This is a genomic window from Marinimicrobium alkaliphilum, from assembly GCF_003259155.1.
GTDB lineage: Bacteria > Pseudomonadota > Gammaproteobacteria > Pseudomonadales > Cellvibrionaceae > Marinimicrobium_A > Marinimicrobium_A alkaliphilum.
In genome coordinates this window covers 363,298-387,452 of sequence record NZ_QGMQ01000003.1, presented here as the reverse complement: position 1 = coordinate 387,452, position 24,155 = coordinate 363,298, and the positions used below count along the sequence as shown (strand labels likewise).

21 protein-coding genes are annotated in these 24,155 nt (G+C 61.3%); 10 read left to right on the top strand and 11 right to left on the bottom strand.

Going from position 1 to position 24,155, the window contains the following annotated elements:
* The first annotated feature begins 18 nt into the window (after window positions 1-18).
* The 8 genes from DKW72_RS07250 to DKW72_RS07215 all read left to right on the top strand — a co-directional run bounded on the left by DKW72_RS07250 (window position 19) and on the right by DKW72_RS07215 (window position 8,567).
* Complete coding sequence (locus tag DKW72_RS07250; RefSeq protein ID WP_111641663.1) at window positions 19-1,044, top strand: cupin-like domain-containing protein; 1,026 nt, start codon at window positions 19-21, stop codon at window positions 1,042-1,044.
* Between the two features lie 14 nt (window positions 1,045-1,058).
* Window positions 1,059-2,576 carry a tryptophan halogenase family protein gene (locus DKW72_RS07245; protein WP_111641662.1) on the top strand — a complete coding sequence of 506 codons (1,518 nt, stop codon included), beginning with the start codon at window positions 1,059-1,061 and terminating at the stop codon, window positions 2,574-2,576.
* 9 nt (window positions 2,577-2,585) lie between these two features.
* Window positions 2,586-3,320 (top strand): DUF6445 family protein, encoded by a 735-nt coding sequence (locus DKW72_RS07240; RefSeq protein ID WP_111641661.1) that lies wholly within the window; start codon window positions 2,586-2,588, stop codon window positions 3,318-3,320.
* A gap of 42 nt (window positions 3,321-3,362) precedes the next feature.
* Window positions 3,363-4,910 carry a tryptophan halogenase family protein gene (locus DKW72_RS07235; RefSeq protein WP_232522345.1) on the top strand — a complete coding sequence of 516 codons (1,548 nt, stop codon included), beginning with the start codon at window positions 3,363-3,365 and terminating at the stop codon, window positions 4,908-4,910.
* A gap of 10 nt (window positions 4,911-4,920) precedes the next feature.
* Complete coding sequence (locus DKW72_RS07230) at window positions 4,921-5,628, top strand: DUF6445 family protein (RefSeq protein WP_157960424.1); 708 nt, start codon at window positions 4,921-4,923, stop codon at window positions 5,626-5,628.
* 20 nt (window positions 5,629-5,648) lie between these two features.
* Entirely contained in the window at window positions 5,649-7,193 is a 1,545-nt protein-coding gene (locus DKW72_RS07225) for a tryptophan halogenase family protein (RefSeq protein ID WP_111641658.1), read from the top strand.
* A gap of 40 nt (window positions 7,194-7,233) precedes the next feature.
* Complete coding sequence (locus tag DKW72_RS07220; protein WP_111641657.1) at window positions 7,234-8,196, top strand: calcium/sodium antiporter; 963 nt, start codon at window positions 7,234-7,236, stop codon at window positions 8,194-8,196.
* A gap of 101 nt (window positions 8,197-8,297) precedes the next feature.
* The gene (locus DKW72_RS07215; protein WP_111641656.1) at window positions 8,298-8,567 is read left to right on the top strand and encodes a hypothetical protein; all 270 of its coding nucleotides are present in this window, start codon (window positions 8,298-8,300) and stop codon (window positions 8,565-8,567) included.
* 23 nt (window positions 8,568-8,590) lie between these two features.
* Here DKW72_RS07215 and DKW72_RS07210 read toward each other — a convergent pair whose 3' ends face one another.
* Complete coding sequence (locus DKW72_RS07210) at window positions 8,591-10,138, bottom strand: glutamate synthase-related protein (protein WP_111641655.1); 1,548 nt, start codon at window positions 10,136-10,138, stop codon at window positions 8,591-8,593.
* A 154-nt stretch (window positions 10,139-10,292) separates the two neighbouring features.
* On the opposite strand from DKW72_RS07210, the gene DKW72_RS07205 reads away from it, so the two are divergent.
* Together DKW72_RS07205 and DKW72_RS07200 are read left to right on the top strand one after the other, a co-directional pair.
* Entirely contained in the window at window positions 10,293-11,939 is a 1,647-nt protein-coding gene (locus DKW72_RS07205) for a GGDEF domain-containing protein (RefSeq protein ID WP_111641654.1), read from the top strand.
* A gap of 15 nt (window positions 11,940-11,954) precedes the next feature.
* Window positions 11,955-12,680: a sulfotransferase family protein gene (locus DKW72_RS07200; RefSeq protein WP_198411253.1), complete on the top strand. Its 726-nt coding sequence runs from the start codon at window positions 11,955-11,957 to the stop codon at window positions 12,678-12,680.
* Between the two features lie 21 nt (window positions 12,681-12,701).
* Here DKW72_RS07200 and DKW72_RS07195 read toward each other — a convergent pair whose 3' ends face one another.
* The 10 genes from DKW72_RS07195 to DKW72_RS07150 form a co-directional block, all read right to left on the bottom strand.
* Window positions 12,702-13,652, bottom strand: coding sequence for an AgmX/PglI C-terminal domain-containing protein (locus DKW72_RS07195; protein WP_111641652.1), 951 nt, complete (start codon window positions 13,650-13,652; stop codon window positions 12,702-12,704).
* A 1-nt stretch (window position 13,653) separates the two neighbouring features.
* Window positions 13,654-14,160, bottom strand: a complete 507-nt coding sequence (locus DKW72_RS07190) for an ExbD/TolR family protein (RefSeq protein ID WP_198411252.1) — start codon at window positions 14,158-14,160, stop codon at window positions 13,654-13,656.
* Window positions 14,157-14,681 (bottom strand): ExbD/TolR family protein, encoded by a 525-nt coding sequence (locus DKW72_RS07185; RefSeq protein ID WP_111641651.1) that lies wholly within the window; start codon window positions 14,679-14,681, stop codon window positions 14,157-14,159. The genes DKW72_RS07190 and DKW72_RS07185 overlap by 4 nt, the downstream gene beginning before the upstream one ends.
* A 4-nt stretch (window positions 14,682-14,685) precedes the next feature.
* Window positions 14,686-15,351: a MotA/TolQ/ExbB proton channel family protein gene (locus tag DKW72_RS07180; RefSeq protein WP_111641650.1), complete on the bottom strand. Its 666-nt coding sequence runs from the start codon at window positions 15,349-15,351 to the stop codon at window positions 14,686-14,688.
* A 132-nt stretch (window positions 15,352-15,483) separates the two neighbouring features.
* Window positions 15,484-15,774, bottom strand: a complete 291-nt coding sequence (locus DKW72_RS07175; protein WP_111641649.1) for an RNA-binding protein — start codon at window positions 15,772-15,774, stop codon at window positions 15,484-15,486.
* Complete coding sequence (locus DKW72_RS07170) at window positions 15,771-16,481, bottom strand: tetratricopeptide repeat protein (protein ID WP_157960423.1); 711 nt, start codon at window positions 16,479-16,481, stop codon at window positions 15,771-15,773. Before DKW72_RS07170 ends, DKW72_RS07175 begins: the two co-directional genes overlap by 4 nt.
* On the bottom strand, window positions 16,468-21,072 hold the full coding sequence (locus DKW72_RS07165; protein ID WP_111641647.1) for a tetratricopeptide repeat protein: 4,605 nt from the start codon (window positions 21,070-21,072) through the stop codon (window positions 16,468-16,470). Before DKW72_RS07165 ends, DKW72_RS07170 begins: the two co-directional genes overlap by 14 nt.
* Window positions 21,060-21,593, bottom strand: a complete 534-nt coding sequence (locus DKW72_RS07160; protein WP_111641646.1) for an AraC family transcriptional regulator — start codon at window positions 21,591-21,593, stop codon at window positions 21,060-21,062. Before DKW72_RS07160 ends, DKW72_RS07165 begins: the two co-directional genes overlap by 13 nt.
* 118 nt (window positions 21,594-21,711) lie before the next feature.
* Window positions 21,712-23,085 (bottom strand): glycoside hydrolase family 30 beta sandwich domain-containing protein, encoded by a 1,374-nt coding sequence (locus DKW72_RS07155; RefSeq protein ID WP_232522344.1) that lies wholly within the window; start codon window positions 23,083-23,085, stop codon window positions 21,712-21,714.
* A gap of 107 nt (window positions 23,086-23,192) precedes the next feature.
* Entirely contained in the window at window positions 23,193-23,975 is a 783-nt protein-coding gene (locus DKW72_RS07150) for a DUF481 domain-containing protein (protein ID WP_111641645.1), read from the bottom strand.
* Window positions 23,976-24,155: the final 180 nt, after the last annotated feature.

The following is a 24,155-nucleotide window of genomic DNA, read 5'->3' as shown; positions in this document are numbered from 1 at the left end:
TACGGGAGGCTCGGCATTATGCAATCGGCCCCATTGGTTGATACGCGTGTGAAGGAGTTGCAGGGGGTAACCCCTGAGACTCTGGATGAGCGAGTGCTAAAATCCACCGAGCCCCTGGTGCTGCGGGGCTTCGGCAGCGAGTGGCCGATCGTCAAGGCGGGCAAGGAGGGTCCGGACGCCGCCATTGCCTACTTGCAGACGGTGTGGAATGGGCGACCGGTCACCACTTGCCGGGGGGCGCCGGACACCAAAGGCAGAATCTATTATGACTCGCACATGACGGGTTTTAATTTTGAAGCCACCAACGGCGACTTTGCTGCCTTCATGCAGGAGATCCTGGACGAGTCGGGTGCGGATGACCCGAGGGCGCTCTATATGCCCTCTACCGATGTGTTCAGCTGGTTTCCCCGGTTTGCCGATGAGCAGCCCGCGGGGCTGGATCACTTGAGGCCGATCAAGTTGCTGTGGGCGGGCAATCGGACCCGCATTGCCGCCCATTACGACTTTCCCGACAACATCGCTTGTTCGGTGGTGGGCCGGCGACGGTTTACGCTCTTCCCGCCCGATCAGGTGAGTAACCTGTATCCCGGTCCGATGGAGTTTGCGCCCGGCGGACAGGAAATCAGCATGGTGGATTTGCACCAGCCCGACTTTGAAGCCTTCCCCAAGTTTAAGGACGCCTTGGCACACGCACAGGTCGCGGAGCTGGAGCCGGGCGACGCACTCTTCCTGCCGGGCATGTGGTGGCACCATGTCGATGGCCTCGATGCCCTGAATGTTCTCTATACCCATTGGTGGCGCAGCTCGCCCGGCTTTATGGGACGGCCGACCAATGCCTTGCTGTTGGGTATTCTCAGCCTCAGAGGATTGTCCTACGAGCAGCGCCAGGCGTGGCGCGCCCTGTTCGATCACTTTGTGTTTAACCCTGATCCTGACGATATCAAAAACATTCCCGAAGAAGTACAGGGTATGTTGAAAATGCCCATGGATGAGCTGAGTGCGCGCAAGCTGCGCGCGGAGTTGCTGAATCGATTAAAAATATAAGTTGAGGTGTACACGTGGAATCTCCACAGAAAGTATCCCGGGTTGTCATCGCGGGCGGCGGTACCGCCGGTTGGATGGCCGCCGCTGCCATTGCCAAGCTGGTGGGCAAAAATCTGAAGGTGACACTGGTCGAGTCAGATGAAATCGGCACGGTCGGTGTGGGCGAGGCTACGATTCCCACCCTGCATATTTTTCACCGCCTGATGGGCATCAACGAGGCCGAGTTTATGGCGGCCACCAACGCCACCTTCAAGCTTGGCATCGCCTTTGAAAACTGGCGCGATCCGGGAAAAGACTACATTCACTCCTTCGGCTTCCTGGGTAAGGATTGCTGGGCCGCCCAGTTTCATCACTTCTGGGTCAAGGGCTTGCGCAAAGGTTACAGCTCGGACATCGGCGATTACTGCAAGGAACACCTGGCTTGCCGTGAAGGCCGTTTCGCTGTTGCCCAGAACCAGGAGCTGAATCACGCCTACCACCTGGATGCGACCCGCTACGCAGCCTACCTGCGCAAGATCGCCGAGACCTTCAAGGTCGAGCGGGTCGAGGGCAAAATAAACCGTGTCAATCTGCACGAGGAGACGGGTTTTATCACCTCACTGGCGCTGGAAAACGGCCGGACCATTGAGGGTGACCTGTTTATCGATTGCACCGGATTCCGGGGCGTGCTGATCGAGCAGGCACTGCATACCGGCTATGACGACTGGTCACACTGGCTGCCGATGGACCGGGCGGTGGCGATGCAGACCACCTCCAGACCTGAAGAGCATGTGCCCTACACGCGCTCCATCGCGCACGGGAGTGGCTGGCAATGGCGCATTCCCCTGCAGACCCGAACCGGCAATGGATTGGTGTATTGCAGTCGCTACCTGTCCGATGACGAAGCCATTTCGACCTTGAGCCAGAATGTGCTGGGCGACCCTCTCACCGAGCCGCGCATCATCCGCTTTGTGACCGGTACCCGCCGGCAGCACTGGAATAAAAACTGTATTGCACTCGGCCTGTCCAGCGGTTTTATCGAGCCCCTGGAATCCACCAGTATTCATCTGATTCAGCGCGGCATCATCAAGCTCTTGCAGATGTTCCCGTCCGAGCGCATCGTGCAGGCCAATGTTGACGAATTCAATCGTCAGACCCGTGTGGAAATGGAAAATATCCGCGATTTTATCGTCGCGCACTACCATGTTACCGAGCGCAGGGACACGCCGTTCTGGCGGCATTGTCGTACCATGACGATTCCGGATTCTTTGCGCCATAGGTTGTCGCTGTTCAACAACAACGGGCAATTTTTTAAACGTGACGAAGAGCTCTTCAATACCGCATCCTGGCTCCAGGTTCTGGTCGGGCAAGGGCTTCTGCCCGAGCAATATCATCCCATTGTTGACTTTATGAGCGACACTGAACTCAAGCAGTTTCTCGACAGCATCAAGGCGGGTATTACGTCGTCGGTGGCTCAGTGGCCGCCGCACATGGATTTTATCGCAAACTACTGCCGGGCCGATGATAAGCCCATGAAAGCGGTAGCGTCCTAGGTTGCCAAGATGATGTCATCCACTCAGACACTGCCGTCAGATTTTGCAATCAACGCGACACCCCGCATTCAGGTGGAGTATATCGGGCCCGACAAGGTGCCGTTGATCACGATTGATGATGTCACCACGGATGACGGGCGCGCATTGATCGCCCATGCCCTCGACGCGGCGTTTGAGCCCGAGGCCAGCTTCATGTACCCCGGTGTCAGGGCGCCGCTGCCGGCAGACTATGTTGTACAAGTATTGCGGCCGGCCATCATGGGTCTGTATCAGCTCTACGCCATTCCGACGCAGAAAAAATTGCAGCCTCAGCAGGCGGTGTTCTCGCTCATTACGCGCCGGGAGGATGAGCTCAGCCTGATGCAGACAGTGCCGCATTTTGATACGCCCGACCCGCACTTCTTTGCCGCGCTACATTACCTCTCTGAGGGGGAGCATGGTGGAACCGGTTTTTTCCAGCATCGGCCTACGGGCCTGTATGCGGTGACCGGGGAAACTGAACAGCGCTACTTTGACAGCGTCAGAGCGCATTTTGATCGGCACGGAACGCCGCCGCAACGATACCTTACCGAAAGTGATGATCAGTATCGGCTCTATCACAAGGTTGATTACAAGCCCAACCGTCTGGTGATCTATCCCGGTAATCTCCTGCATTCGACCCTGATCGATCGAGACTCCGACATCAGTGGTGATCCGGTAGCCGGGCGCCTGACGGCCAATATCTTTTTACGTTTTACACACTGACCAGCCCGCCCTGTCGGGTAGCCATTTGGCGTGGAGATGACATTGAACGAGCAGAACATAAAAAAAGTTGTTATCGCGGGGGGCGGCACGGCAGGCTGGATTGCCGCCGCTCTGTTGTCACGGGTGTTGGGAAAGACACTGGATATCACGCTTATTGAATCCGATGCTATTCCGACGGTGGGCGTGGGCGAAGCCACTATTCCACCCCTGCGAAGCATGCACGATATTCTCGGGATTGATGAAAAAGCCTTTATGGCTGCAACCAACGCCACCTTTAAACTCGGCATCGCCTTTGAAAATTGGCACGATGTGGATAAAGACTATATCCACTCATTCGGGTTTGCGGGCAGAGACAGCTGGGTGTGCAAGTTCTTCAACTACTGGCTCGCGGGAAAACAGCGTGGTCTGGTCACTGAATACGGTGACTACTGCACCGAGCACCTGGCCGCCAGGCAGAACAAATTTGCGGTACTGCCCAGAAGTGGGCTCAACTATGCCTACCACTTTGATGCGGGCCTCTATGCAGGTTTTCTGCGCAAGCTGTGTGAGTCCTGGGGTGTCAAACGTCACGAGGGGGAAATCACGTCGGTGAAGCTGCGTGAAAGCGACGGCTTTATCGAATCCTTGCACTTGGCCCGGGGTGAGGTCATTGAGGGTGATCTGTTTCTCGATTGTACCGGCTTCAAAGCGCTGCTGATTGGTGAAGCGTTGCAGACCGGCTACAAGGATTGGCGTCACTGGTTACCGTGCGACCGGGCGCTGGCGGTGCAGACCGAGTCAGTCGGACCACCCATTCCCTATACCCGCTCCATCGCTCACGGCAGTGGCTGGCAGTGGCGGATTCCCCTGCAGCACCGGGTCGGTAATGGTCTGGTCTATAGCAGTGGATTTATGGCTGATCAGGATGCCCGGGAGCTGCTGTTGGGAAATCTTGAAGGTGCAACCCTTACCGAGCCGAAGCCGATCCGTTTTACCACCGGTACCCGCACCCAGCACTGGAACAAAAACTGTGTTGCCGTTGGTTTGTCCAGTGGGTTCCTGGAGCCTCTGGAGTCCACCAGTATTCACTTGATTCAGCGGGCCGTGCATTACCTGGTCAAGTTTTTTCCGATGGACAGTATTCGCCAGATTGATATTGATGAATACAATCGACTTCTGTCCACGGAGATCGAATACATTCGTGATTTTATTATTCTTCACTACAAAGTCACCGACAGGTGCGATACGGATTTCTGGCAATATTGCCGCTCCATGTCGGTACCCGATTCGCTGGCGCAACGGATCGAGTTGTTCCGGGAGACCGGCCGAATATTCAAGCAGGAATTTGAGCTGTTTGGCGAGGAGTCGTGGATTCAGGTGATGATTGGCCAGGGCTTGATGCCGGAGCGGCCTCACGCCGTCACCGGCATGATGAATGATACAGAGCTGAAAAAGTTTCTGTCGTCAATCAAGGAGGGAGTCAACAAGGAGCTGGCCGCATTACCCCAGCACGCCGACTTTATCAATTATTACTGCAAGTCACCCACGGCCAAGGTCGCACCGGATTCCCGTTGCCCTGCCGTTGAGGCTGACTCTGTTGGCCGTCAGTGAGCGGCCGGCCATGCGCGATGTGAGTCTGTCCTCGGCACCCGAGATTGCGATTGAGCGCATTGGGCGGGATCAGACCCCTGTGGTGACGGTCGACAATCTACTCCGGGATCCCCCGGGTCTGGTAACGGACGCTATCAATGGCGGCGGCTTCGAGCGCGATTCGGCCAGCGCCTACCCGGGGGTGAAATCGCCGCTACCCCTGGATTTCTACCAGGCGATCAGCCCTCTGTGCACCACTTTGTTGTATCGCCAATACCGGATCCCGGCGACCCGGAAGGTCGACGTGGTGGACAGTTTTTTCTCTCAGGTGACCCGGCGCCCGGAGGACCTGTCGGTTCTGCAGCGGGTGCCGCACTACGACAGCAATGACCGCTTTTTCTTCGCACTGCTGTTCTATATGACCGAGGGTCCCTTCGGCGGGACCGGATTTTTCCGCCACCGGCCGACCGGGTTCGAGCGCATCTCCAGTGCGCGGAGCGGCGAGTATATCGCGTCGGCCGAAGCCTACATGGCGCGAAATGGCTTGCCTCCTGCGCGCTATACGACCGGCAGTGATGAACATTACGAAATGATCGCGGCGGTGGCACACCGTCCCAACCGGCTGGTAATCTATCCGGGCAACCTTTTGCATTCAGGCTTGATTGACCCTGAGCGCGACATTAGCGCCGACGCTTCATGGGGGCGTCTGACGGCGAATGTTTTCGTGACCTTTCGCTGAGTAGGCCAAGAGTATCGTTTATGACCAAACCCGTTAAACGCATCGTGATCCTGGGCGGCGGCACCGCAGGCTGGATCACGGCCGGATTGATCGCCGCTGACCACCCCAAGGGCTATGAGGATGCGGTCGAGGTTACCCTGATTGAATCCCCGGATGTGGGCCCTATCGGGGTCGGCGAGGGGACCTGGCCGACCATGCGCGAGACCCTGAAGCGGATTGGCTTGCCGGAAAGTGACTTTGTCGCCTCCTGCGAGGCGTCGTTCAAACAGGGTTCCAAATTTATCGGCTGGGTGGACGGTACCGCTGAGGATCAGTACTACCATCCATTTATGTTGCCCGAGGGTTACTTCCAGTTCTCGGTTCCCGATATCTGGCAGGCCCTGCCCACCGACAAGCCTTTTGCCGACGTCGTCGGACTCCAGCCGCAGGTGTGCGAGCATGGTCTGGCACCGAAGCAGATCAGTACCCCCGACTACGACGGGGTGCTGAACTATGGCTACCACCTCAACGCAGGTCTGTTTGGTGAACGCTTGAAGCGCCACTGCCAGGAGCGCCTGGGCGTGCGGTATATTTGTGATCACGTCAGCGCGGTGGTCGGTGAGCACGATGCCCCTATCGAGGGGTTACAGACCCGGGAGCACGGCCTGATCGCGGGCGACCTGTTTATCGACTGCTCGGGTGCAAAGGCGTTGTTGATCTCTGGTCACTACGGGGTGCCCTTCCGTTCCCAGTCACAGGTGCTGTTCAATAATCGCGCCCTGGCGGTGCAGGTTCCCTACCCCTCCGGGTCGGCGGACATTGCCTCGGCGACCCTATCCACCGCGCAGGATGTGGGCTGGATCTGGGATATCGGTTTGCCGAGCCGGCGCGGTGTGGGTTATGTGTATTGCAGCGAATACCTTCAGGAAGAGCAGGCGAGAGCCTGTCTCGCGGACTACCTGTCCGCATCGGTGGGGGCGCAGGCGGCGGCTGAGCTGACCCCCCGGGCCATCAGTTTCGAGCCGGGATACCGGGAATCTTTCTGGCGCCACAACTGCGTCGCCGTGGGTATGGCTTCCGGGTTTCTGGAGCCCCTGGAAGCTTCGGCCCTGGCACTGGTGGAGCTGTCGGCAAAGATGATCAGCGATGAGCTGCCCATGACCACCGACACCATGGGCGCTGTCGCCAGGCGCTTTAACGAACGCTTCAATTACCGCTGGCAGCGCATCATCGACTTCCTCAAATTGCACTATGTCTTGAGCCGGCGCCAGAGCCCCTACTGGCAGGCCAATCGGGAAATCGACTCTATTCCCGACAGTCTGCAGGAGCTGTTGGCCCTGTGGCAGCAGCGGGCGCCCAATCGCAACGACCTTTTTCACGTCGATGAGGTATTCCCGGCGGCCAGCTACTGGTATGTTCTCTACGGGATGGGGTTTGAGCCGGAAGTGCGCAAGGGCGCTCGGGGCGGGCGTGATTTCGCCTCGGCCCGAAAGCTCTTCGAGGAGAACCTGAGGCAGCTGCCCCGTTTTCTCCAGGCGCTGCCCTCGAACCGGCGATTGCTCGAACAACTGTCACAGCAGCGCTAACGCTTGCCGTGATTGGCATTGAACCAGGAAAAGCGAAACCATGTTGAACGCTCTACTTGTCGCTCTCGGTATATTGCTGTTGACCAGCGGTGGCGAGGCGTTGATTCGGGGGTCGCTGGCGGCGGCGCACCGGTTGGGTATTTCTCCGTTGCTCAGTGGTTTGCTGATTGTGGGGTTCGGTACATCCGCGCCTGAGCTGGTGGTGTCGATCGACGCCGCCTTGAGTGCCCGGCCTGATATCGCCGTGGGCAATGTCGTCGGGAGTAATATCAGCAATATTCTGTTGATTCTGGGGCTGTGTGCGGTGATAACGCCCTTGGCCGTCAGACCTCTGGTGTTGCGGCGCGATGCGGTCACCGTGGTGGCGGCGAGTCTTTTGTTCCTGGTTTTGGTCGGGGGCAACGCTCTGGCCCGGTTTGACGCGGCCATACTCCTGCTGGGACTGATGGCGTATCTGTTCTGGGCCTACCGGACCGAGCGCTCGGGTGCGGCGCCTTCGGCGGAACTGCACCGTGCAGAGGGTCAGGAGGTCACTGCCCTGCCAAAAACAACGCTCTGGATCGTCATGGCCGTGGTCTTGGGTCTGGGGCTTCTGGTGCTCGGTTCCCAGGTGTTGTTGAAGGGTGCGGTAGGCATTGCGGAGACTTTCGGGGTATCCGAGGCAGTCATTGGTCTTACCCTGGTGGCGGTGGGTACCTCGCTGCCGGAGCTGTCGATCTCGGTCATCGCCGCCTTTCGGCGCCACGCGGACGTGGCCATTGGCAACATTCTGGGCAGCAACATCTTCAACCTCTTGGGCATTCTCGGCATTTCGGCGCTGCTTCAGCCCCTGCCCGTGCACGCGCGAATCCTGCAATTTGACCAATGGGTCATGTTCGGGATCTCTTTGGTACTGTTGCTGTTCCTGTACACCGGAAGCCGCCTCAGCAGACTGGAGGGAGCCTTGTTGCTGGTCGGCTATGGCGTGTATCTGGGTTTGAGCTTTACGCTGTTTGGCGGGTAAGCGTTCGCGATTCGAGATAACGATTGACTCGCGCACCCCAGTCCCTCACTCTAGCCCCATTGCGTAACGACCCCCCCCTTTTCTATCAAGAGATTCCCACCATGAGCGACGATTACGAACCCGAGATGTCCACCCTGTGTCAAACCCTGACCGCCGACGGCAAGTCTGTGGAAATCCTCATTTACAGCGATGGCGAAGGCAAGTGGTTGCTCGAGATCGAGGACGAGCATGAGAACTCTACCTGCTGGGACGATGTATTTGAAACCGAAGCCGCCGCCCTGGCTGAGGCCAAAGCGGCCATAGCTGAAGAAGGTATTGATACCTTTGTCGGACCGGTCGACGGTATTGGCAATGACGATGGCAGCTGGTAACTGACAGCGGGTAGCGCGAGGCGCTACCCTTTCACGCCCATCATCCCCCCGTAGTTCACCCCTGACAGCAGCGCCATATCCCGATTGAAGGTCGCCAGATCTTCCGTGTTGAATTTGTGCAGGCTGTCGTGGCCGCAGGCCCGGGCCATCATCTGCATCAGTTGGGTCGAGGCCTCAAAGAAACTCGCCAGCTGCTTGGCACCCTTGTCTACATCCAGACGTTGGCGCAGATCTTTGTTCTGGGTCGCAATGCCTGCGGGGCAGTTATTGGTGTTGCAGATTCGTGCCGCCACGCAGCCGATGCTCTGCATGGCGCTGTTGGCAATGGCGACGCCGTCCGCGCCCAGGGCCAGCGCCTTGACGAAGTCGATTGGCAGTCTCAACCCACCGGTAATGATCAGGGTCACGCGACCGCTGGCGCCCTGGTTGTCCAGGTAGCGCCGCGCCCGGGCCAGCGCCGGGATGGTGGGCACGCTGATATGGTCGCGGAACAGGGTGGGCGCTGAGCCGGTGCCGCCGCCGCGTCCGTCCAGAATGATGTAGTCGGCGCTCGCGTCCAGGGCGAACTGAATATCGCGCTCGATATGGTTGGCGCTGAGCTTGAAGCCCACGGGGATACCGCCGGTAATCTCCCGCACCCGGTCGGCAAAACGCCGGAAGTCGGCGACGCTGTGCAGATCTTTGAACGTGGGCGGAGAAACGGCGTCCTGCCCCGCCTCAAGGTCGCGCACTCTGGCAATCTTGTCGGTGACCTTGGCGCCGGGGAGGTGGCCGCCGATACCGGTCTTGGCCCCCTGCCCGCCCTTGAAGTGGAAGGCCTGGACCTTCTTCAGCAGTTCTTCCTTATAACCAAACTGAGCGCTGGCCAGCTCGTAGAAATAACGCGAATTGGCTTCCTGCTCTTCCGGCAGCATGCCGCCCTCCCCGGAGCAGATGCCGGTCCCGGCCTGCTCGGCGCCGCGTGCCAGGGCAACTTTGGCCTCTTCGGACAGGGCGCCAAAGCTCATATCGGAGACCAGTAAGGGGATCTTCAGGTGCAGAGGTTTTTTCGCCTCGGGGCCCACCACCAACTCGGTGGCTACCTCCACATCCTCCATGAGCGGCTGAGTGGCCAACTGGGCAGCCATTAACTGAATATCGTCCCAGTGGGGCAGTTTGTGCCGGGGCACGCCCATGGCCGCCGAGGGGCCGTGCTCGCCCATCTGTGACAGGCCCTCGCGCGCCAATTGGTGGATTAACTCCACGGTCGGTTCTTCTCGGGTGGCCTTGGCGCTGGGCGCTTTGTTCTCATCGTCTTGTTTGCCGGGGCCTTCCTTGCCGACCTGATCGTCGTCAAATTGCTTGTGGGTGCCGTCGCAGAAGGGGGCGTCGCCGGTGTGTTTGCAGCGGCAGAGGTAGGCTTTCTCGGATTTTTTGGCCTTGAAGCTCTTGGGTTTGAAGTCGGTGCCCGAGTGGGAGCCATCGCAAAACGGCTGATCGCTGGAGCGGCCACACATGCAGAAGGCATAATCTTTACCTTTCTCCAACTCCACGGCAATGGGCTTATTATCGGCGATAATCGGTTTACTCATGACATCCTCTCGGCTTTTCCGGTAGACAGGTTTCAGTTAGTCACTATAGGCCAGATGGCACGATGTGCCACACAGAAACGGAGCATGTTGCTTTGCACGTCATTGAGGCTATAGTTAATAGACTGTGAACTGGATCACATTTTTCGGAATCCGTATGGCTAGAGGCACACGTCAAGGCTGGACCTTCGTCAGAGTGTTTTGGGCTCTGGGGCTGGTTCTTGCCGCCGTAACGAGCGGCCTCACCCACGCGAGCGGCGGCAAGGACGGGTTTGATGTGCAGGTGCAGCTCAAATGGCACCATCAGTTCCAGTTTGCGGGCTACTATGCCGCGCTCGAACAGGGCTACTACCGCGAAGCCGGGTTGAATGTGAGTCTGCGCGAGCCAACGGCGCACCACACGGCCATTGAAAGGCTGATGATGGGGCGAGCGCATTTTGCGATTGCCGATACCGGCGCGGTGATCTACCGTTCAACGGGGGTTCCGTTGGTGGCTTTGGGGGCCATTTCCCAGCGCTCGCCCTCGGTACTGATTACCCGGGATGATGGCAGTATCAGTGGGCTGGGAGATCTGCGCGGACAGAAAGTGATGCTCGGGGGCGGCTATATGAATGCCGAGTTGATCGCGATGCTCCGCAATGCGGGGGTTGAGATCACTGACTTGGTGGTGGTGCCCAGCGAGGCTTCGTTGGACCCGTTTATCGAGGGTCGGATCGCGGCCCACAATGGCTACACCACCAATGAACCCTACCTTCTGGACGCGCTCGGCATCGACATTCTGATGTTCAGCCCGGGTGACTACGGCGTTGATTTCTACGGCGATATTCTGCTGACCACAGAAGCCCTGATCGAGACGCATCCCGAGGTGGTTGAGGCCTTCTGGGAGGCTACCCGACGGGGCTGGGCCTATGCCGTCGCCCGTCCCGACGAGGTCATTGATCTTATCCTGCGGGACTACAATACCCAGGATAAAACCCGTGCCCACCTGGAATTTGAAGCCGAAGAGCTGATCAGGTTGATCATGCCGCAGGTGGTGCCGATCGGCTACATGCACCGCGATCGCTGGGAACACATTGAGCGGGTGTTTCGCGACCAGGAGCTGCTGATGGGTGACACCAATCTGGACAGCTTTATCTATGCGTCGCTGACCGAGTATGACCTGTGGGACTGGATGCGGGATTACCGCTGGCCCCTGGCGATCGCGGTGCTGCTGGTCGCGGGCGCCCTGTTGGTGCTGCACAGTATGCGATTAAAGGTCGAAGTGCAGGCGCGTACCATCGACTTACAGCGGGCTAAAGAGTTTGCAGAAGTAGAAGCGCGCACCGACTATCTTACTGGTCTTCCCAACCGTCGCCATTTTCTTGAGACCCTGACCCGCTGCATTGCCCAGGCCGAGCGCTACGATTCACCGCTGAGCCTGGTGGCCATTGATATTGATCTGTTCAAACAGATCAATGACAGCTACGGCCACGCCGCCGGGGACGACGCCCTGCAGCAGATCGGCGACGTACTCAAGCGCTTTGTGCGCAGTGGTGATATCGCCGCGCGCATGGGGGGTGAGGAGTTTGCCATCGCCTGCGTCAATACTGACGCTGCCGACGCCACAGCCCTGGCCCAGCGCCTGTGCGAGGCCGTCGCCGAAACCAGTATCCTGTACGGCGAGATCAGCTTTCAGGTCACTTTGAGTGTGGGCGTTGCTACCCGCGCCCCCGGCGAGGGTATCGCCGAGCTCCTGAAAAAATCCGATATGGCTCTGTACAATGCCAAAGCCGAGGGCCGGAACAAGGTATGTCAGTGGTGTTAGATGCCCGGAGGCGGTGTGTTCGATATATATGACGTAGAGTACTACACGGTTCGATGCCGGAATTGGCTTCACTGCAAAGTGGAATGGAAGGACTCCCCAGACAAGCGAAAAATATTCGTTATCGGTCACCCCAGAACCGCCACGAAAACCCTGCACAAAACGTTCGAAGTAAACGGCCTCAAGAGCAAACATCATTCGGGCCGCTGGTTTACCCATAAATACGATTGTTTTTCAGATCGGGGCAACTATCAGCCAATAGCAGCGCTGAAGAAAGACTATCCGAACGCGCAGTTTCTGATGAATACGCGCCCGGCCGCTCACTATATTTATAGCCGCCTCAAGCGCTACGTGAATGTCAGTGAGCAGCGCGGAAAACGTCGGCCGACTTTCTCACGGCGCTACGTAAAAAGCGAAATTGTTCGGCGCAACCGCTACTTTGTTCGCTTTATGCGGGTCTTTCTGGCGTCTGATAATTTTCTGGTTTTCAATATTGAGCAGCCAGGTGCTTTCGAGGCGGTGAAGAACCATCTGCAGTTGGAGTACACGCCAGAAAACGAAAAGGCGACGGGGAAAAGTGTCCTCAACAAAGCCGAAACCGATCTCGTCGAACGCTGCTTCGACGAGCTCGGCATCCTCGATGAAGCGGACAACCCCTTCGTTATTCGCCGTTTGCTCTCAGACGAGGATAACGCACTGGTGGATACCTTTCTCAGCCGTCACGGGCCGAGGATATACCTGTAGCCCGGGTTTACGGCGTCGAGGTTACTGCGGCAAAAAATCAAAGGTGTAATTGACGGTCGCCTGGGCCACCTGGCGAGGCTCAAAAGTGATCATCCGAATACGGGTGAGCAGGCGGCCCTCCAGGTCCGGGTCGTTGAGTTCGCTGGAGATGATGCTCAGGTCGGAGATGTCGCCCTCCGGCTCAATCACCAGGCGCACCACCACCTGCCCTTGCAGGGCGGGGTTCTGGCGCAGGGCGCGGTTGTAGATGGCAAAGATACCGCCCATGTGCTGGTCGATGGTGCGGCGGATTTCCTCACTGGAACGGCTGCCCGGCTCGGCGGCGCGGGCTTGGGCTTGCTCGGCCGCTGCGCTTTCCGGCGGCGCTTCGACCTGGGTGGTTTCCCGCGCGGACAGGCTGGTGCCTGCCGTGTCCCGGCTCAGGGTCTGGTCGTCGACTCCCGCAGGTCCGTCGGTTTGTCGTCCCAGGCGCGAGCGCTCGGCGCTGGCGGCGGGCGCATCGCTGGTGTCGCGGGCCAGGGCCGGTTCACGCACGCTTGGTGCCTGAAACGCTTCGCGCATACCCTGTAACTCATCGCGCATCTGCAAGAGTCCGCTCTGGGCGGCCCGTTCGCGTGCCCGGGCAACCGCCTCGGCGTCCGGTGGTGTCTGGGGACGGGTTTCGGTCCGGGGCGCTGGCTCGGGCTCTGCCCGGGGCTCGGGTTCGGGCTGGGTTTCCTGAACCGGAGTTTCGATCACGGGCTCGGGCTCGACGCGCACCGGTGTGGGGGTTTCGAGCACCACCCGGGTGAGCTGCGCGGGCAGCTGCGCTGCCTGTTCCCGGTCCAGTTCCGGCAGGTTGATCAGGGGTAGCGCGATGCCCAGCAGAAGCAGCAGGATCAGCAATACGCGCAGGATACGTCGGAAGCGCTGATCCTCCTGCTCGGACGATTCCCAGGGCAATTCTGTGGCGGGCATCAGCTGAACCGGCATCTCAGGGCTCGCCCCCGTCGGCGGCCTGGGCAACCGCCAGAGAGATGTCCCGATAGTCCGCCTCGGCACAGGTGGTCATGATTTTTTTCAGCAGTCGGTAGGGAATCTCCTGATCGCCCATGATGGTGACCGGATAGCCCCGCGCCTGCCCGGCCTCGTCCAGGGGGCGCTCGCGCTCCCGTCGAAAACCCAGCTCCTGCGCCAGCCCGGCAATGGTGTTTGCCTCGCGATCGATCTCGGCCACGCGCGCGACCCGTCGCCCGGCCACGAGAATATCCTCGGTGGTCACCATCACCACCAGTTGCTCATCCGGCAACTGATCGGCGTTGGATGTGGGCAAGTCGAGGCTGCTGTCCGCTTGTAAAACCTGGACGTGGGAAGAGTTCACCAACAGAAAAAACACCAGGATGGTAAAGATGTCCATCAGCGACACCAGGTTCAGGCCCGGGGTATTTTTGTGGCGGCGATGGTGGCGGGCCATGCGCCGGGCGCGCAGGGATTGCTTCATGGCTGATCCTCCACACGTGCGGGGGCATCGCCCAGAGAGATCGCCGGGAAGAGTTTGGCGGGCACCACGGAGGCGGCGACCACCGCCGGGTAGGAGCGCGCCGTGTCCATGGCGCTGACAATGGTCTGATAATCGGTGTCCGGCTCGGACAGGATCAGTATGTCTTCCTTGTCCACGCCTTCGTTGAGCAGGCGCCGCTGCACCGCCTGCAGGGTCAGCGACAGCTCCTCGAAGTCGTGCCCGCCGTCGGTCGCGGGAATACGCCTGACGGTCACCCCGGCGGGAAAGTTGACCACCAGTTGTTCGGGTCGAATGATCACTTCCAGGGTCTGATTTTCCAGGTCTTCAAGTGCGCTCGGGTCGCTCTCTCCCAACTCGGGCAGTTGCAGGTCGAGCACCGTGATCTGGGAGAACACCATACCCACGAGCAGGACCGGAACCAGAATGATCATCAGGTTCAGAAACGCGGTGATGTTGAGCTCGGCGTCCTTGATCGGGCGCCGGCGGACTCGGGCACGCATGGACTCAGTTGGCCGGGGTGCTGTGGGTGGGGGTGCCGGCCTGGGTGATGGGCATCAGGTTGAGCGACTTGACGCCGGCCATCTCCAGGCTGTCGATAATCTCGGTGGTTTTACTCTGCAACATGGTGTGCAGCAACAGCAGCGGGATGGCCGAGATGAGACCGAAAGCGGTGGTGTTCATGGCCACGGAAATACTTTGCGACAGCAGCGTTGCCTTGTCCGCCGGGTTGGCTTCGGCGACTGCGGTAAAGGCCGCGATCAAGCCGATAATGGTGCCGAGCAGCCCGAGCAGCGTGGCGATATTGGCCAGGGTCGCGATATAGGGGGTGCGTTTTTCCAGCCGGGGCATGGCTTCCATAACGCCCTCCTCCATGGCCAGCTCGATGTCATCCCGGCGCTGACTCTGCTTCATGCGTGCCACCCCGGCGCCGATGATGCGGGCGATGGGTGCTCTGGACTGCTGGCCGAATTTTACCAGGCCGGCGTAGTCGCGCTTCTTCAGCAGCGGCAGAATCTCGTGAAAGGCCTTTTTGTTGGCGCTGCGGGCGTGATTCAGGTACAGCCAGCGCTCCAGGGCGATGGCGAGGCCGAAGGCCAGTACCAGCGCGATGGGGTACATAAAGGGCCCGCCGTTCTGAAAAAAGCGCACCATCACTTGCAGGAATTCCATAGCCGATAACCTCAGCAAAAAGTCAGTTGTTATTGGGGTGCCGACGGTCTGGGATCGGCATTAGCGCAATGCTCGGAGTATGTCAGCTTTGTCCGTGCGCCACTCGGGCAAACGCCGGAACTGTGAGCCGGTTCACGGTGCCTCCGTGGCGCGGTTCTCAGCTTCGCTGTGCAGGCGCCGCCGCAGACTGCCGGGCTCGATCGGTTGGAACAGCTCGTCCAGCTGGCGCTCGAGGCCCCGGTAGGGCAGCGCGCTCACCTCTCCGGATTGCCAGGGCACGACGTACATGACCTGTGGCTGTTCCTGGTCGCCGGTGACCTGACTCTGCAGGCGAATCACGCCCGGCTCGTCATTTTCCTGAGCGGCGACGAGCGCGCTCAGGCTGAGCAGCGCGATGCCGATGGCGGTGAGTGTCGGTCTCACGGGGCTTCCTCCTGTCGGGTTTGAGCCTGCTGGGCGACGCGGGCCGCAATGCGTCGCTCCAGGTCTATGATCCAGCCCGCCACCCGGGTCTGCAGGGCCGGCTCGGGGTCGATCAGCAGTTGTTGATAGGCCAGATAGTGGTCCAGTGCCGCGTCCCACTGCCCCAGGTAGAGGTCGTAGAGGATCGCCAGGTGGCGGTGGCTGTCGGCATGAAAGGGCCAGACGTCGAGGGCGCGCTGATAGGCGGCGCGGGCACCTTCGAAGTCCCCGGCCGACCGCCTGAGCAGACCCAGTTGGTTCCAGGCATCCAGGTTGCGCGGGTTGATGCTCAGCGCCTGCTCGAAGGCAGCCTGCGCCCGGGTGTCGTCCTCCAGCGCTCTATGGACCAGGCCCAGATTGACCCAGGGGCCGGACAGCCGGGGGTGTTGCTGGGTGAGGCGCTCAAGTTGTACTTGGGCGCTCAGCCAGTGGCCGGCGGTCATGGCGGCCAGGGCGTCGGCAAAACTGTCCCGGGCGCTGTCACTGACTCGCGGGCGTTCTGCCAGATAGGGATTGGCCGTGACCGGACCGGCGGGGAGTGCCGGGGACCGGCCCTCCTCGGGCAGATCAAAGGCCGGTGTCGGCACCGGTGGCGGGCTGGCGCAGCCGGCGGTGAGCAGGGTCGCCCACAACAGAGCGGCCAGTGCCTTGGGGTTAGTAAATCCCACGGCTGACCTCCAGGGGTTGCTCGGGTTTGTGATAGCGCCCGGGTAGCAGTTGGCGCAGGGCCTCGAAGGAGCGCGCGACCCAGGGGTCGTAGAGTCCGTCCCAGGCGCGCTGGGCATTGTCTTCGTGCAGTTCGATGGCCCGCTCTTCAAAGGGGTAGGCCTGTTCTTCCAGCAGCAGCTCGTACTGCTCCAACTCCAGGGCGTTGAGTTCCGGCGGTCGCTCCGAGTCCATCAGGTCCCGGCTCAGTTGCGCATAAATGTCGCCGATCCGGTAGTAGGCCCGGGTGCTGAACTCGGGCACGCCAAAGGCCAGAATCCGTTCCTGGGCGCGCAGGGCGTCGTCGAGGGCCGCGCGTTTGCGCTGCAGGCTGTCGCGCAAGGGCAGACGCAGGGGAATGGCGGCAAAGCTTTCCAGAGGTGCCTCACCCAGCGCCGTGGCGGCTTGTGCGGCCAGCCAACGGGTGCGAGCGCTGCTGTGCTCCGGGTGACGCTGTTCGGCGTCGATCTGTTGCTGCTGCCAGTGGCGGTAGCGGGCGTCGCCTTCGGCCTGATAGGTCTCAACCAGCTGCTGGGCCGCTTCCATAAACTGGCCGTGGGGCAAGGGAAATTGGTTGGCGTATTGCCGGTAGGCGCGCCGGGCGCCGTCCGTGTCGCCGCTGCGATCGAGGTACTGGGCTTGCAGCCACAGGGCCTGGCGCCGGGTCTCCGGGTCGGTACTGGCGTCAGCGATGCGCGCCAGCTCGGCGGCGGCAGCGGCCCAGTCCTGGTCCTGTTCGTACAGGGCCAGCAGGCGTTGGGGCAGATCGGCCAATTGCGGGCGCGCGGGGATATCGGTACCGGTGTAGTCCCGTCGAATCCCCGAGAGCACCTGCTCTGCCTCGCGGTATTGTCCGGCGCCAATCAACAGGTCGCTGGCGTCCAGGCGGGCGTTGAGGGCGCGATCGCTGCCCGGCAGCAGGTCCTCAATGCTCAGCATCAGCGCCACCGCGCCTGTGAGATTCCCCCGGGATTGGGCAATTTCACCCTGGCGATAGACACTCACCGCGATCCGTTCGAGCAGGGCGTCACGACTGGGGGTATGGGTTTCGCGCGCGCCCGCCTCGGGCAGGTGGGCGATGGCCTGCCAGTAGGCGTCCTCGGCCCGGGCGTAGTGATCCGGGTCGGTGTTGCCCAGATCGTAATGGCTGTGACCGCGAATCAGCCAGGCCGCCAGATGCAGGGCGCGGGCGCTGTCCGGGGCGCGGGCGTTGACCTGTTCCGCCAGGGCGATGGCGGCGGGCCATTGGTCCCGCTCGAACACGGCCTCGGCGGCGTTGGCGAGTACCTGAGGCGCGCGGGCGTCGTCCGGGTAGGCGTCGGCAAAACGCTCGGCGGTGGCGATATGGGTCGCAAAAAGCGTGTCTTCTTCATCGGCGCCCGTGCTCTCGGCGGCACGCGCCAGTTGCCACGCGCGTTCGACCAGCAGCAGCTGGGCGTAGGCGGCTTCGGCGCCGCGGCCAGTGTCCGGCAAATCATAGGCAACCTGGGCGTAAGCCGCCTCGGCCTGGGCGTAGTCACCGATCTCGTAGAGCGCTTCGGCCCGGAGGAAAATCATGTCTGCCAGCGTCGGATCGGCCGGGAAGGCCAGCGCAAACCGCTGATACCACTGGGCCGCCTGCTCGAAGGCCAGGTGCCGTTGGGCAGGTTCCCGTTCGGGGTCAAAACCCTGAGCGCGGGCGTGGTGATGAGCCGCCAGTTCGCGGGTGTACTGGTGCAGCAGCGCCTGGGTTGGCAGATCGACGCTGCGGTTCTGGGCAGCGCGTTGCTGCCAGTAGTGGCTGCCGACGCCATAGTCGTCCACAAAGGCGGCCTTGGCGGGCAGAATCAGGCTGGGAAACTGGCCCTGTTGATAGACGTCGATGACCCGGGCGCTGAAGGCGGGTGCCCGGTCTGAGTTCGGATTCTGCCGGGCGTAGGCCGCATAGGTGGCGGCGCTGTCCCGGTAGCGGGATTGGGCCAGGTAGCGTTGCGCCAGGGTCTGGTAGAGGCGGTGCTGGTAGGGCCGGTCGCCCTGCTCGCGCTGCCAGCGGCGCAGGCTCTCGGGGCCGTCCAGATGGCTGAAGCTCATGGCCATCACCCGCTCCAGATCCCGGATCAGGTGTTGTTGGCTGTCGCTGGCGGGCTCGTCGTCGCCGCCTGGCAGCGCATCCCGTGCCTCGGTAAAGGCGTTCAGGGCGGCCCAGTAGTCGGCTTGCCGATACAGGCTCCAGCCGAGCATATAGCGCGCGTTGCGGCTGTAGCCCGGGTCCCGGGTTTCGAGCACCGCCCGGTAGAGGTCGGCGGAGCGGGTGTAATCCCCGGCGGCAAAGGCGCGCTCAGCCCGACGGAATTGGGCCTCGGGATAGTGCCGCGATGCCGGGTGGTCCGCCGCCAGGGTGGCCAGCGCCGCGTCGGCTTCGGCCATGCGACCGTCCAGGGCGTAGGCTCTGGCAAGCTGGTAGTGGGCGTCGCCCAGGTCAATGGCGGCGAGCGGTTGCGGGTCCTGCTGCTCGGCCTGGATCAGCGCCCGGTAGCGGGCGATGGGGAGGTCGAAATAGGGGCCGAGGACCTGCCCTTCCGTTAGTGTGTGCTCACTTTGGCGCATGGCCAGGTCTGCCAGGCGGTGCTCGAGGTGTCGACGCACCACCGGGTCGTCGCTGGTATCCAGGGCCAATTGGTAGCTGTGCTCGATCGCCGCCAGGTCGGCGTCGGGCATCTGGTCCTGTAACCGCGCGGCGCCCAGCCGGGCCTGGCTCAGAGTGTTGCGCAGCGCCTGACGCTGCGCCAGCAGGTGCTGGTCAAGCTGCGCGTGCAGCGCGTGGGCGGCCTCCTGGACACCGGCCTGGGTGACGCCCAGCAACTGTTGCATCTGGTGTCGGGCCCGGGTCAGTCGTTCAAGTTGGGGGTGAATATCAAAATCGGTGGCGAGCAACTGGTCCAGGCGCTGTTCGCTGTCCCCCAGGGCCTCGGTGGCCCGCTGGAGTTCTCGGGCGGCCCGCTCACTGCGCCAGCGTCGGTGGGGAAAGTCCTGGGCGGATGCCCACAGGAGCTGGCCCCGGTAAAAGTCGAGTCGGGCCTGAGCGTCGGCCGGCGCTTGCCCGGCGGCGGCGAGGCGGTCGAGGCTGGCCTGGGCCCGCTCAATGCGCGCCAGCAACGCCCGGCTGTCAGGGTCGGCCAGCGCCAGAGCGTCGGACTGGGCATCGATGCGTTCGAGCTGTGCGGTCAGATCAGCTTGCCGGGCGAGCAGATCGGCGCGCTGACCGGCCACATCCGCCCGCCGGTAGTCGGTTTCCCGGGCTCGACGCAGGGCCTGCTTCTCGAGCAGCAGTTGCGTATAGGCGTCGAGGCGCGGCTGCCAGCGGCTCAAATGGGACTGGAGTTGCAGCAGGTCGCGCAGGGCTTGCGCCCGGGTCTGGAAATCGTCCTCGGCGATCAGTGCCGCCAGGGCCGGTTGGCGGGACTGGACGGCAGCGGTGCGGTCGAGCAGCAGCCAGTTGTCGCTTTCCGGGCCTTCGACCCGCTGAAAAATGCCGTCCGTACCGGCGCCTGCCAAAGTGTCGATCAGGCGCTCGGGGGTCAGTTCTGCGCGCAGTGCGGACAGTCGCGCCAGCGCCTGCTCCAGCCTGTCGGCGCTGAGTTGGTAATGGTTTAGTGCCCGGGGTTGATCACCCAGGCGTTCGTAAGTGTGCGGCAGGGCAAGCAGGGCTTCACGCGCGGGCTGGCGCAGCGGGTTGCCCTGGCCCAGTTGGCTGAGCGGCGCCAGGGCGGCCTCCGGATTGCCGCCCTCCAGCGCGGCCCAGGCCTGACCCAGGCGCGCGCGCTCGGCGCCGGCACTGTTGTCGGGTACCCGGAGGAACTGATCGCGGGCTTCGTCAGCGGCGCCTTCGAGCAGGTGCAGGTAGCCCGCAGACACTCGCCCCTGGGCTTGCAGGGCCCGGGTTTCCGGGTGATCCGCGCGCACGCTGGCGAGGCGCCGGTAGCTGTCGAGCGCGGCTTCCCGCTGCCCGGCCCGGGCCTGAGCGGCCCCCAGATTGTGCAGCGCATAGCCCGCCTGCTCACCCCAGCGGTTGCGCTCGCGTCGCCCGGGGGCGCCGGTGGGCAGCTCGCCCCGCGCCCAGGCCAGTTGTGCGAGCAGGCGCTGGTGCTCGGCGGCCAGGGGGGCGTCCAGGTGGTTGCCCACCTGCTCAAGGTAGTGCTGGGCGCGCACCGGCTCACCCTGCTGGTAGTAGAGCTTGCCCAGGTAAAAGTGCGCAGCGTCGCGCAAGGCCGGTGACGTGGTGTCGTCGAGCAGATCCCGGTAGGCACTTTCGGCGCGGGTCAGCAGACCAAAGCTCAGGCTGATACCGGCATCGATCAAGGCCGGGTGATCGCCGTGGCCGCGGATGCCGCCTTGCGCCTCGGCAATCATCAGTTCGCTCAGGGCGCTCAGAGGGTCGCCCTGATAATAGTGGTAGAGGGTGACACCGTAACGCAGGTCGGCCACGGCACTGAGGGGTTGCCCCTGCGCAAAGGTGGCGCTCAGGGTCAGACCCAGGGTGAGTGCCAGGCGCGAAGGACGACTTAGAGGGGCCACTGCTTGATCTCGAACACCGGCTGCAGACGCGCGCTTGAATCAACAATGCGCAGCTCCAGCACCACCGGCGCCTGGTGTTTTTCGATCTCGATGCTGGCGGCGCGCTTGTAGTCCTGGCCCTGGGGACCCAGGCCGGTGAAAAATGCGCTGACCTCATGGGTGCCACCGGGCAGATTGCCCCGATAGAGGCGTTGGACGCCGCCCCGATGCAGGGCCTGAACCTGTTGCTCGGTGTACAGCTCGCTGCCCACCATCTGGCCATTGATCATCAGGCGCACACCGTCGAGGGCAAAGTAGTCCCCCACGTCTACCGACAGATAGACCTCGATCTGACTGCTGGCGGGGTAGAGCAGCTCTTCTTCCAGGATCAGCAGCTCCCGGTTGAGGGTGAGCACATCCTGTTTGAGCGCCTCCAGATCTTGTGCCAACGGAGGGTCTTGAGCCATAGCCGACAGCCCGCTGCCGACCAGAAAAACCAGCGCTGCCAGCCAGCCGCTGAAGGAGAGTGTTATGCGCGCCATGACTGAGGTCACTTTATTTGGAATAAAGCGCCATTCTATGCGTGTCGGGCGCGAGTCAATGTGATCTTATGCACACTTGGCGGGATTGGCAGGGGAAAATCCCCTGCCAGGAGGTCAATCAGGGATACATGACCACGGTAATGATGCTGCGGGCGTCGAGTGTCGGGATCGTCAGGCTGTCGCCGTCGAGGGTGACGGCCAAAGGCGCACGGTTTTCACTGCGCGATGTGACGAAACCTTCGGCGCTTGAAAGTGGCGCCGGTAGGGTGATTGGTACATCGGTAAAGCTGGTCTCAGACCGGTTCAGGATAACGGCCACCAGACGATCGTCATCACCCCGGTAAGCGGTGATATGAACGTTGTCAGAGCCGTCGGCGTCGGCGCCAATCCGCTGGTACCCCGGCCGGACAAACAGGGAGTAGTGGGAGAAGCCCCAGCCCCGTTTGAGCACCTCGCCGCGCTCCGTGCCGAATTCGCTTTGGCCATCGCCGATAAATGAATAGAAGCGCAACATCCACCACCAGATGTAGGCGTTCCAGTTGACGTCCATACTCTGATGGACACTGGCGAGCACTACGTCCAGGGTTTCGTCCCAGACGTCGAGGTTGTCATCGCCCCAGATAGGCGCACCGTCGCCGTCGGCCTCGTGAAAATTCCACTCGGTCATCCAGCGCTCTTTATTCTTCTCTTCCGCCAACGGGTAGGGGGTGAAGGTACCGCTCTGCTCGGCGCTGTAGAGATGACCGCCGACGATATCAAAGTTTGCCAGGGCGTCCGGGTCGTTCAGGCTGGGATCGGTATAGGCGCGATCAAAGCGCAGGGATTCACCGATCAGCAGGCGGGCCTGGATCCGATCACCGTAATCGCGGACAAAGTTTCTGATGTCCTCACCCGACCATTCGGCGGATTCGTAATTGGGGTGATAATCCGGTTCGTTGTGGGGCGAAACCACGTCGATCTCCACCCCTTCTGAAGCCATGTAGGCAATATAGTCGTTGAGGTGATCGGCAAAGTCGCTGTAATACTCCGGCAGCAGTCGGCCGCCGTTGTTGACGCTGTTGTTGTCTTTCATGTGCGGCGGAGGCGACCAGACGGTGGCGAGAATGGTGACCTCGTCCGAATACTCTTTGGCTTCCCGCAAACTCGCCGCGGCGCGGCTCCAACTGCCGGGGTCGGGGTCGATGATGGTGCGCAACAGGGTGATACCCAACTGGTCGTCGCCGGAGCCCACCAGGGTGCGGACTTCCTCGTCGGTCAAGGCAGTGCTGACGACGGTCCACATGGGGACCGCGCCGCCAAAGCCGGCAACGCGCTGGTGCGCGGTTTCCGGGTCAATGTGAAGGTTCAGCGCCGTGGGCTCGTCAGGCTCGGGCGCTTCCGGTGAGGGCGGTGGTCCGGGCGTTTCCAGGGAGAAATCGTTGGAGTCGCTGCCGCAGGCCGCGAGCAGGAGCAGGCTGGCAAATAGCGTGAATAGGATTGGGCGTTTGAGCATGAGATCACCTGTGCTGTTGTTATATTGTCAGGTGAACCATAAGGCAGGTGGGCCGGGAGGTCAACGGATGGACCTCTACAGCGCGTGACTCCCAGTAGCCAAGAGCGTTAGAACTCGTACAAAAACGTGGTCGAATATTGGGTATTGGTATTCGCCCGGTCGACCACCGGATCCGCCTCCAGGTTTCTGGGCGGATGGCTGTTGTGGTTTAAGTTGTAGCTGACGCGCAACTGCAGCGCTCCTGTCAGGCGCACGGTGAGACCCGCATCGAACAGCACCCGGTAGTTATCCGTGTCATCGACACTGGGTTGATAGTAAACCGTGGTGTACCAGTTCACCTGTTCGTTCAACTGTTGCCGGTAGGACCAGTAGTTGTTGACCCGCCAGGTGTTGGTACTGCGATTGAAAGTCCTAAGATCGGTTTCTTCCCATTCGCGAAAGGTGCCTAAACCCACCGCCAGGGTAGCCGTCTCCGGGTCGGAAAAAATATCCAGGCGCGCGCCGCCACCGGCCAGATAGCGCGATAGCAGGTTGGAGAACTCATTTTCCTGCCACTGCAGAAAACCTTCCCAAGTGACCAACTCAGACTGCTGATGCATAAACCGGGTGTGCACAAATGCATCGTTGGCGGTGCGAGTCCCCAGACTCTGCGCCTCCGAGGCTTCCACGATGGCAAAGGCGGTATTGGCGCCCCCCCTATGGGTCAAACGTCCGCCCAGCGCGTAGCGATCTTCCTCGACGTTGCCGGATTTACCGCTGGCGGTGAACTCTAACTGGCCACTCCAACCTTCGGGTGGCGGCCCCGGGCGCTGACCTTCAATATTGGAAATGGCGTGAGCAGATGAGTGAACGAGCAAAAAAACAAACAGAGCAGAAATTCTGTACAACATGATTACCTCGGTCGATCAATGTGCCGCTATTGTAGCAAAATACGACATCCGTCTAACGGGATCGGGCTGCCATCGTTCGAGTAGGTTGAATTAGGCGCAGCCGTAATCCGACAAAAACCCTCCAATGCCGATAAGGCGCACCATCGACTTTTCGAGGCTTTGATCTTCCGACGGCCATTG

Bases quoted from the DNA above. Each gene is read 5' to 3' on its own strand.
- DKW72_RS07230 (WP_157960424.1), top strand. From the start codon at position 4,921: ATGCGCGATGTGAGTCTGTCCTCGGCACCCGAGATTGCGATTGAGCGC.
- DKW72_RS07195 (WP_111641652.1), bottom strand. From the start codon at position 13,652: ATGCCGGTTCAGCTGATGCCCGCCACAGAATTGCCCTGGGAATCGTCC.
- DKW72_RS07150 (WP_111641645.1), bottom strand. From the start codon at position 23,975: ATGTTGTACAGAATTTCTGCTCTGTTTGTTTTTTTGCTCGTTCACTCA.
- DKW72_RS07190 (WP_198411252.1), bottom strand. From the start codon at position 14,160: ATGAAGCAATCCCTGCGCGCCCGGCGCATGGCCCGCCACCATCGCCGC.
- DKW72_RS07210 (WP_111641655.1), bottom strand. From the start codon at position 10,138: ATGAGTAAACCGATTATCGCCGATAATAAGCCCATTGCCGTGGAGTTG.
- DKW72_RS07240 (WP_111641661.1), top strand. From the start codon at position 2,586: ATGATGTCATCCACTCAGACACTGCCGTCAGATTTTGCAATCAACGCG.
- DKW72_RS07185 (WP_111641651.1), bottom strand. From the start codon at position 14,681: ATGCGTGCCCGAGTCCGCCGGCGCCCGATCAAGGACGCCGAGCTCAAC.
- DKW72_RS07155 (WP_232522344.1), bottom strand. From the start codon at position 23,085: ATGCTCAAACGCCCAATCCTATTCACGCTATTTGCCAGCCTGCTCCTG.
- DKW72_RS07250 (WP_111641663.1), top strand. From the start codon at position 19: ATGCAATCGGCCCCATTGGTTGATACGCGTGTGAAGGAGTTGCAGGGG.
- DKW72_RS07220 (WP_111641657.1), top strand. From the start codon at position 7,234: ATGTTGAACGCTCTACTTGTCGCTCTCGGTATATTGCTGTTGACCAGC.
- DKW72_RS07180 (WP_111641650.1), bottom strand. From the start codon at position 15,351: ATGGAATTCCTGCAAGTGATGGTGCGCTTTTTTCAGAACGGCGGGCCC.
- DKW72_RS07225 (WP_111641658.1), top strand. From the start codon at position 5,649: ATGACCAAACCCGTTAAACGCATCGTGATCCTGGGCGGCGGCACCGCA.
- DKW72_RS07205 (WP_111641654.1), top strand. From the start codon at position 10,293: ATGGCTAGAGGCACACGTCAAGGCTGGACCTTCGTCAGAGTGTTTTGG.
- DKW72_RS07215 (WP_111641656.1), top strand. From the start codon at position 8,298: ATGAGCGACGATTACGAACCCGAGATGTCCACCCTGTGTCAAACCCTG.
- DKW72_RS07160 (WP_111641646.1), bottom strand. From the start codon at position 21,593: ATGGCGCGCATAACACTCTCCTTCAGCGGCTGGCTGGCAGCGCTGGTT.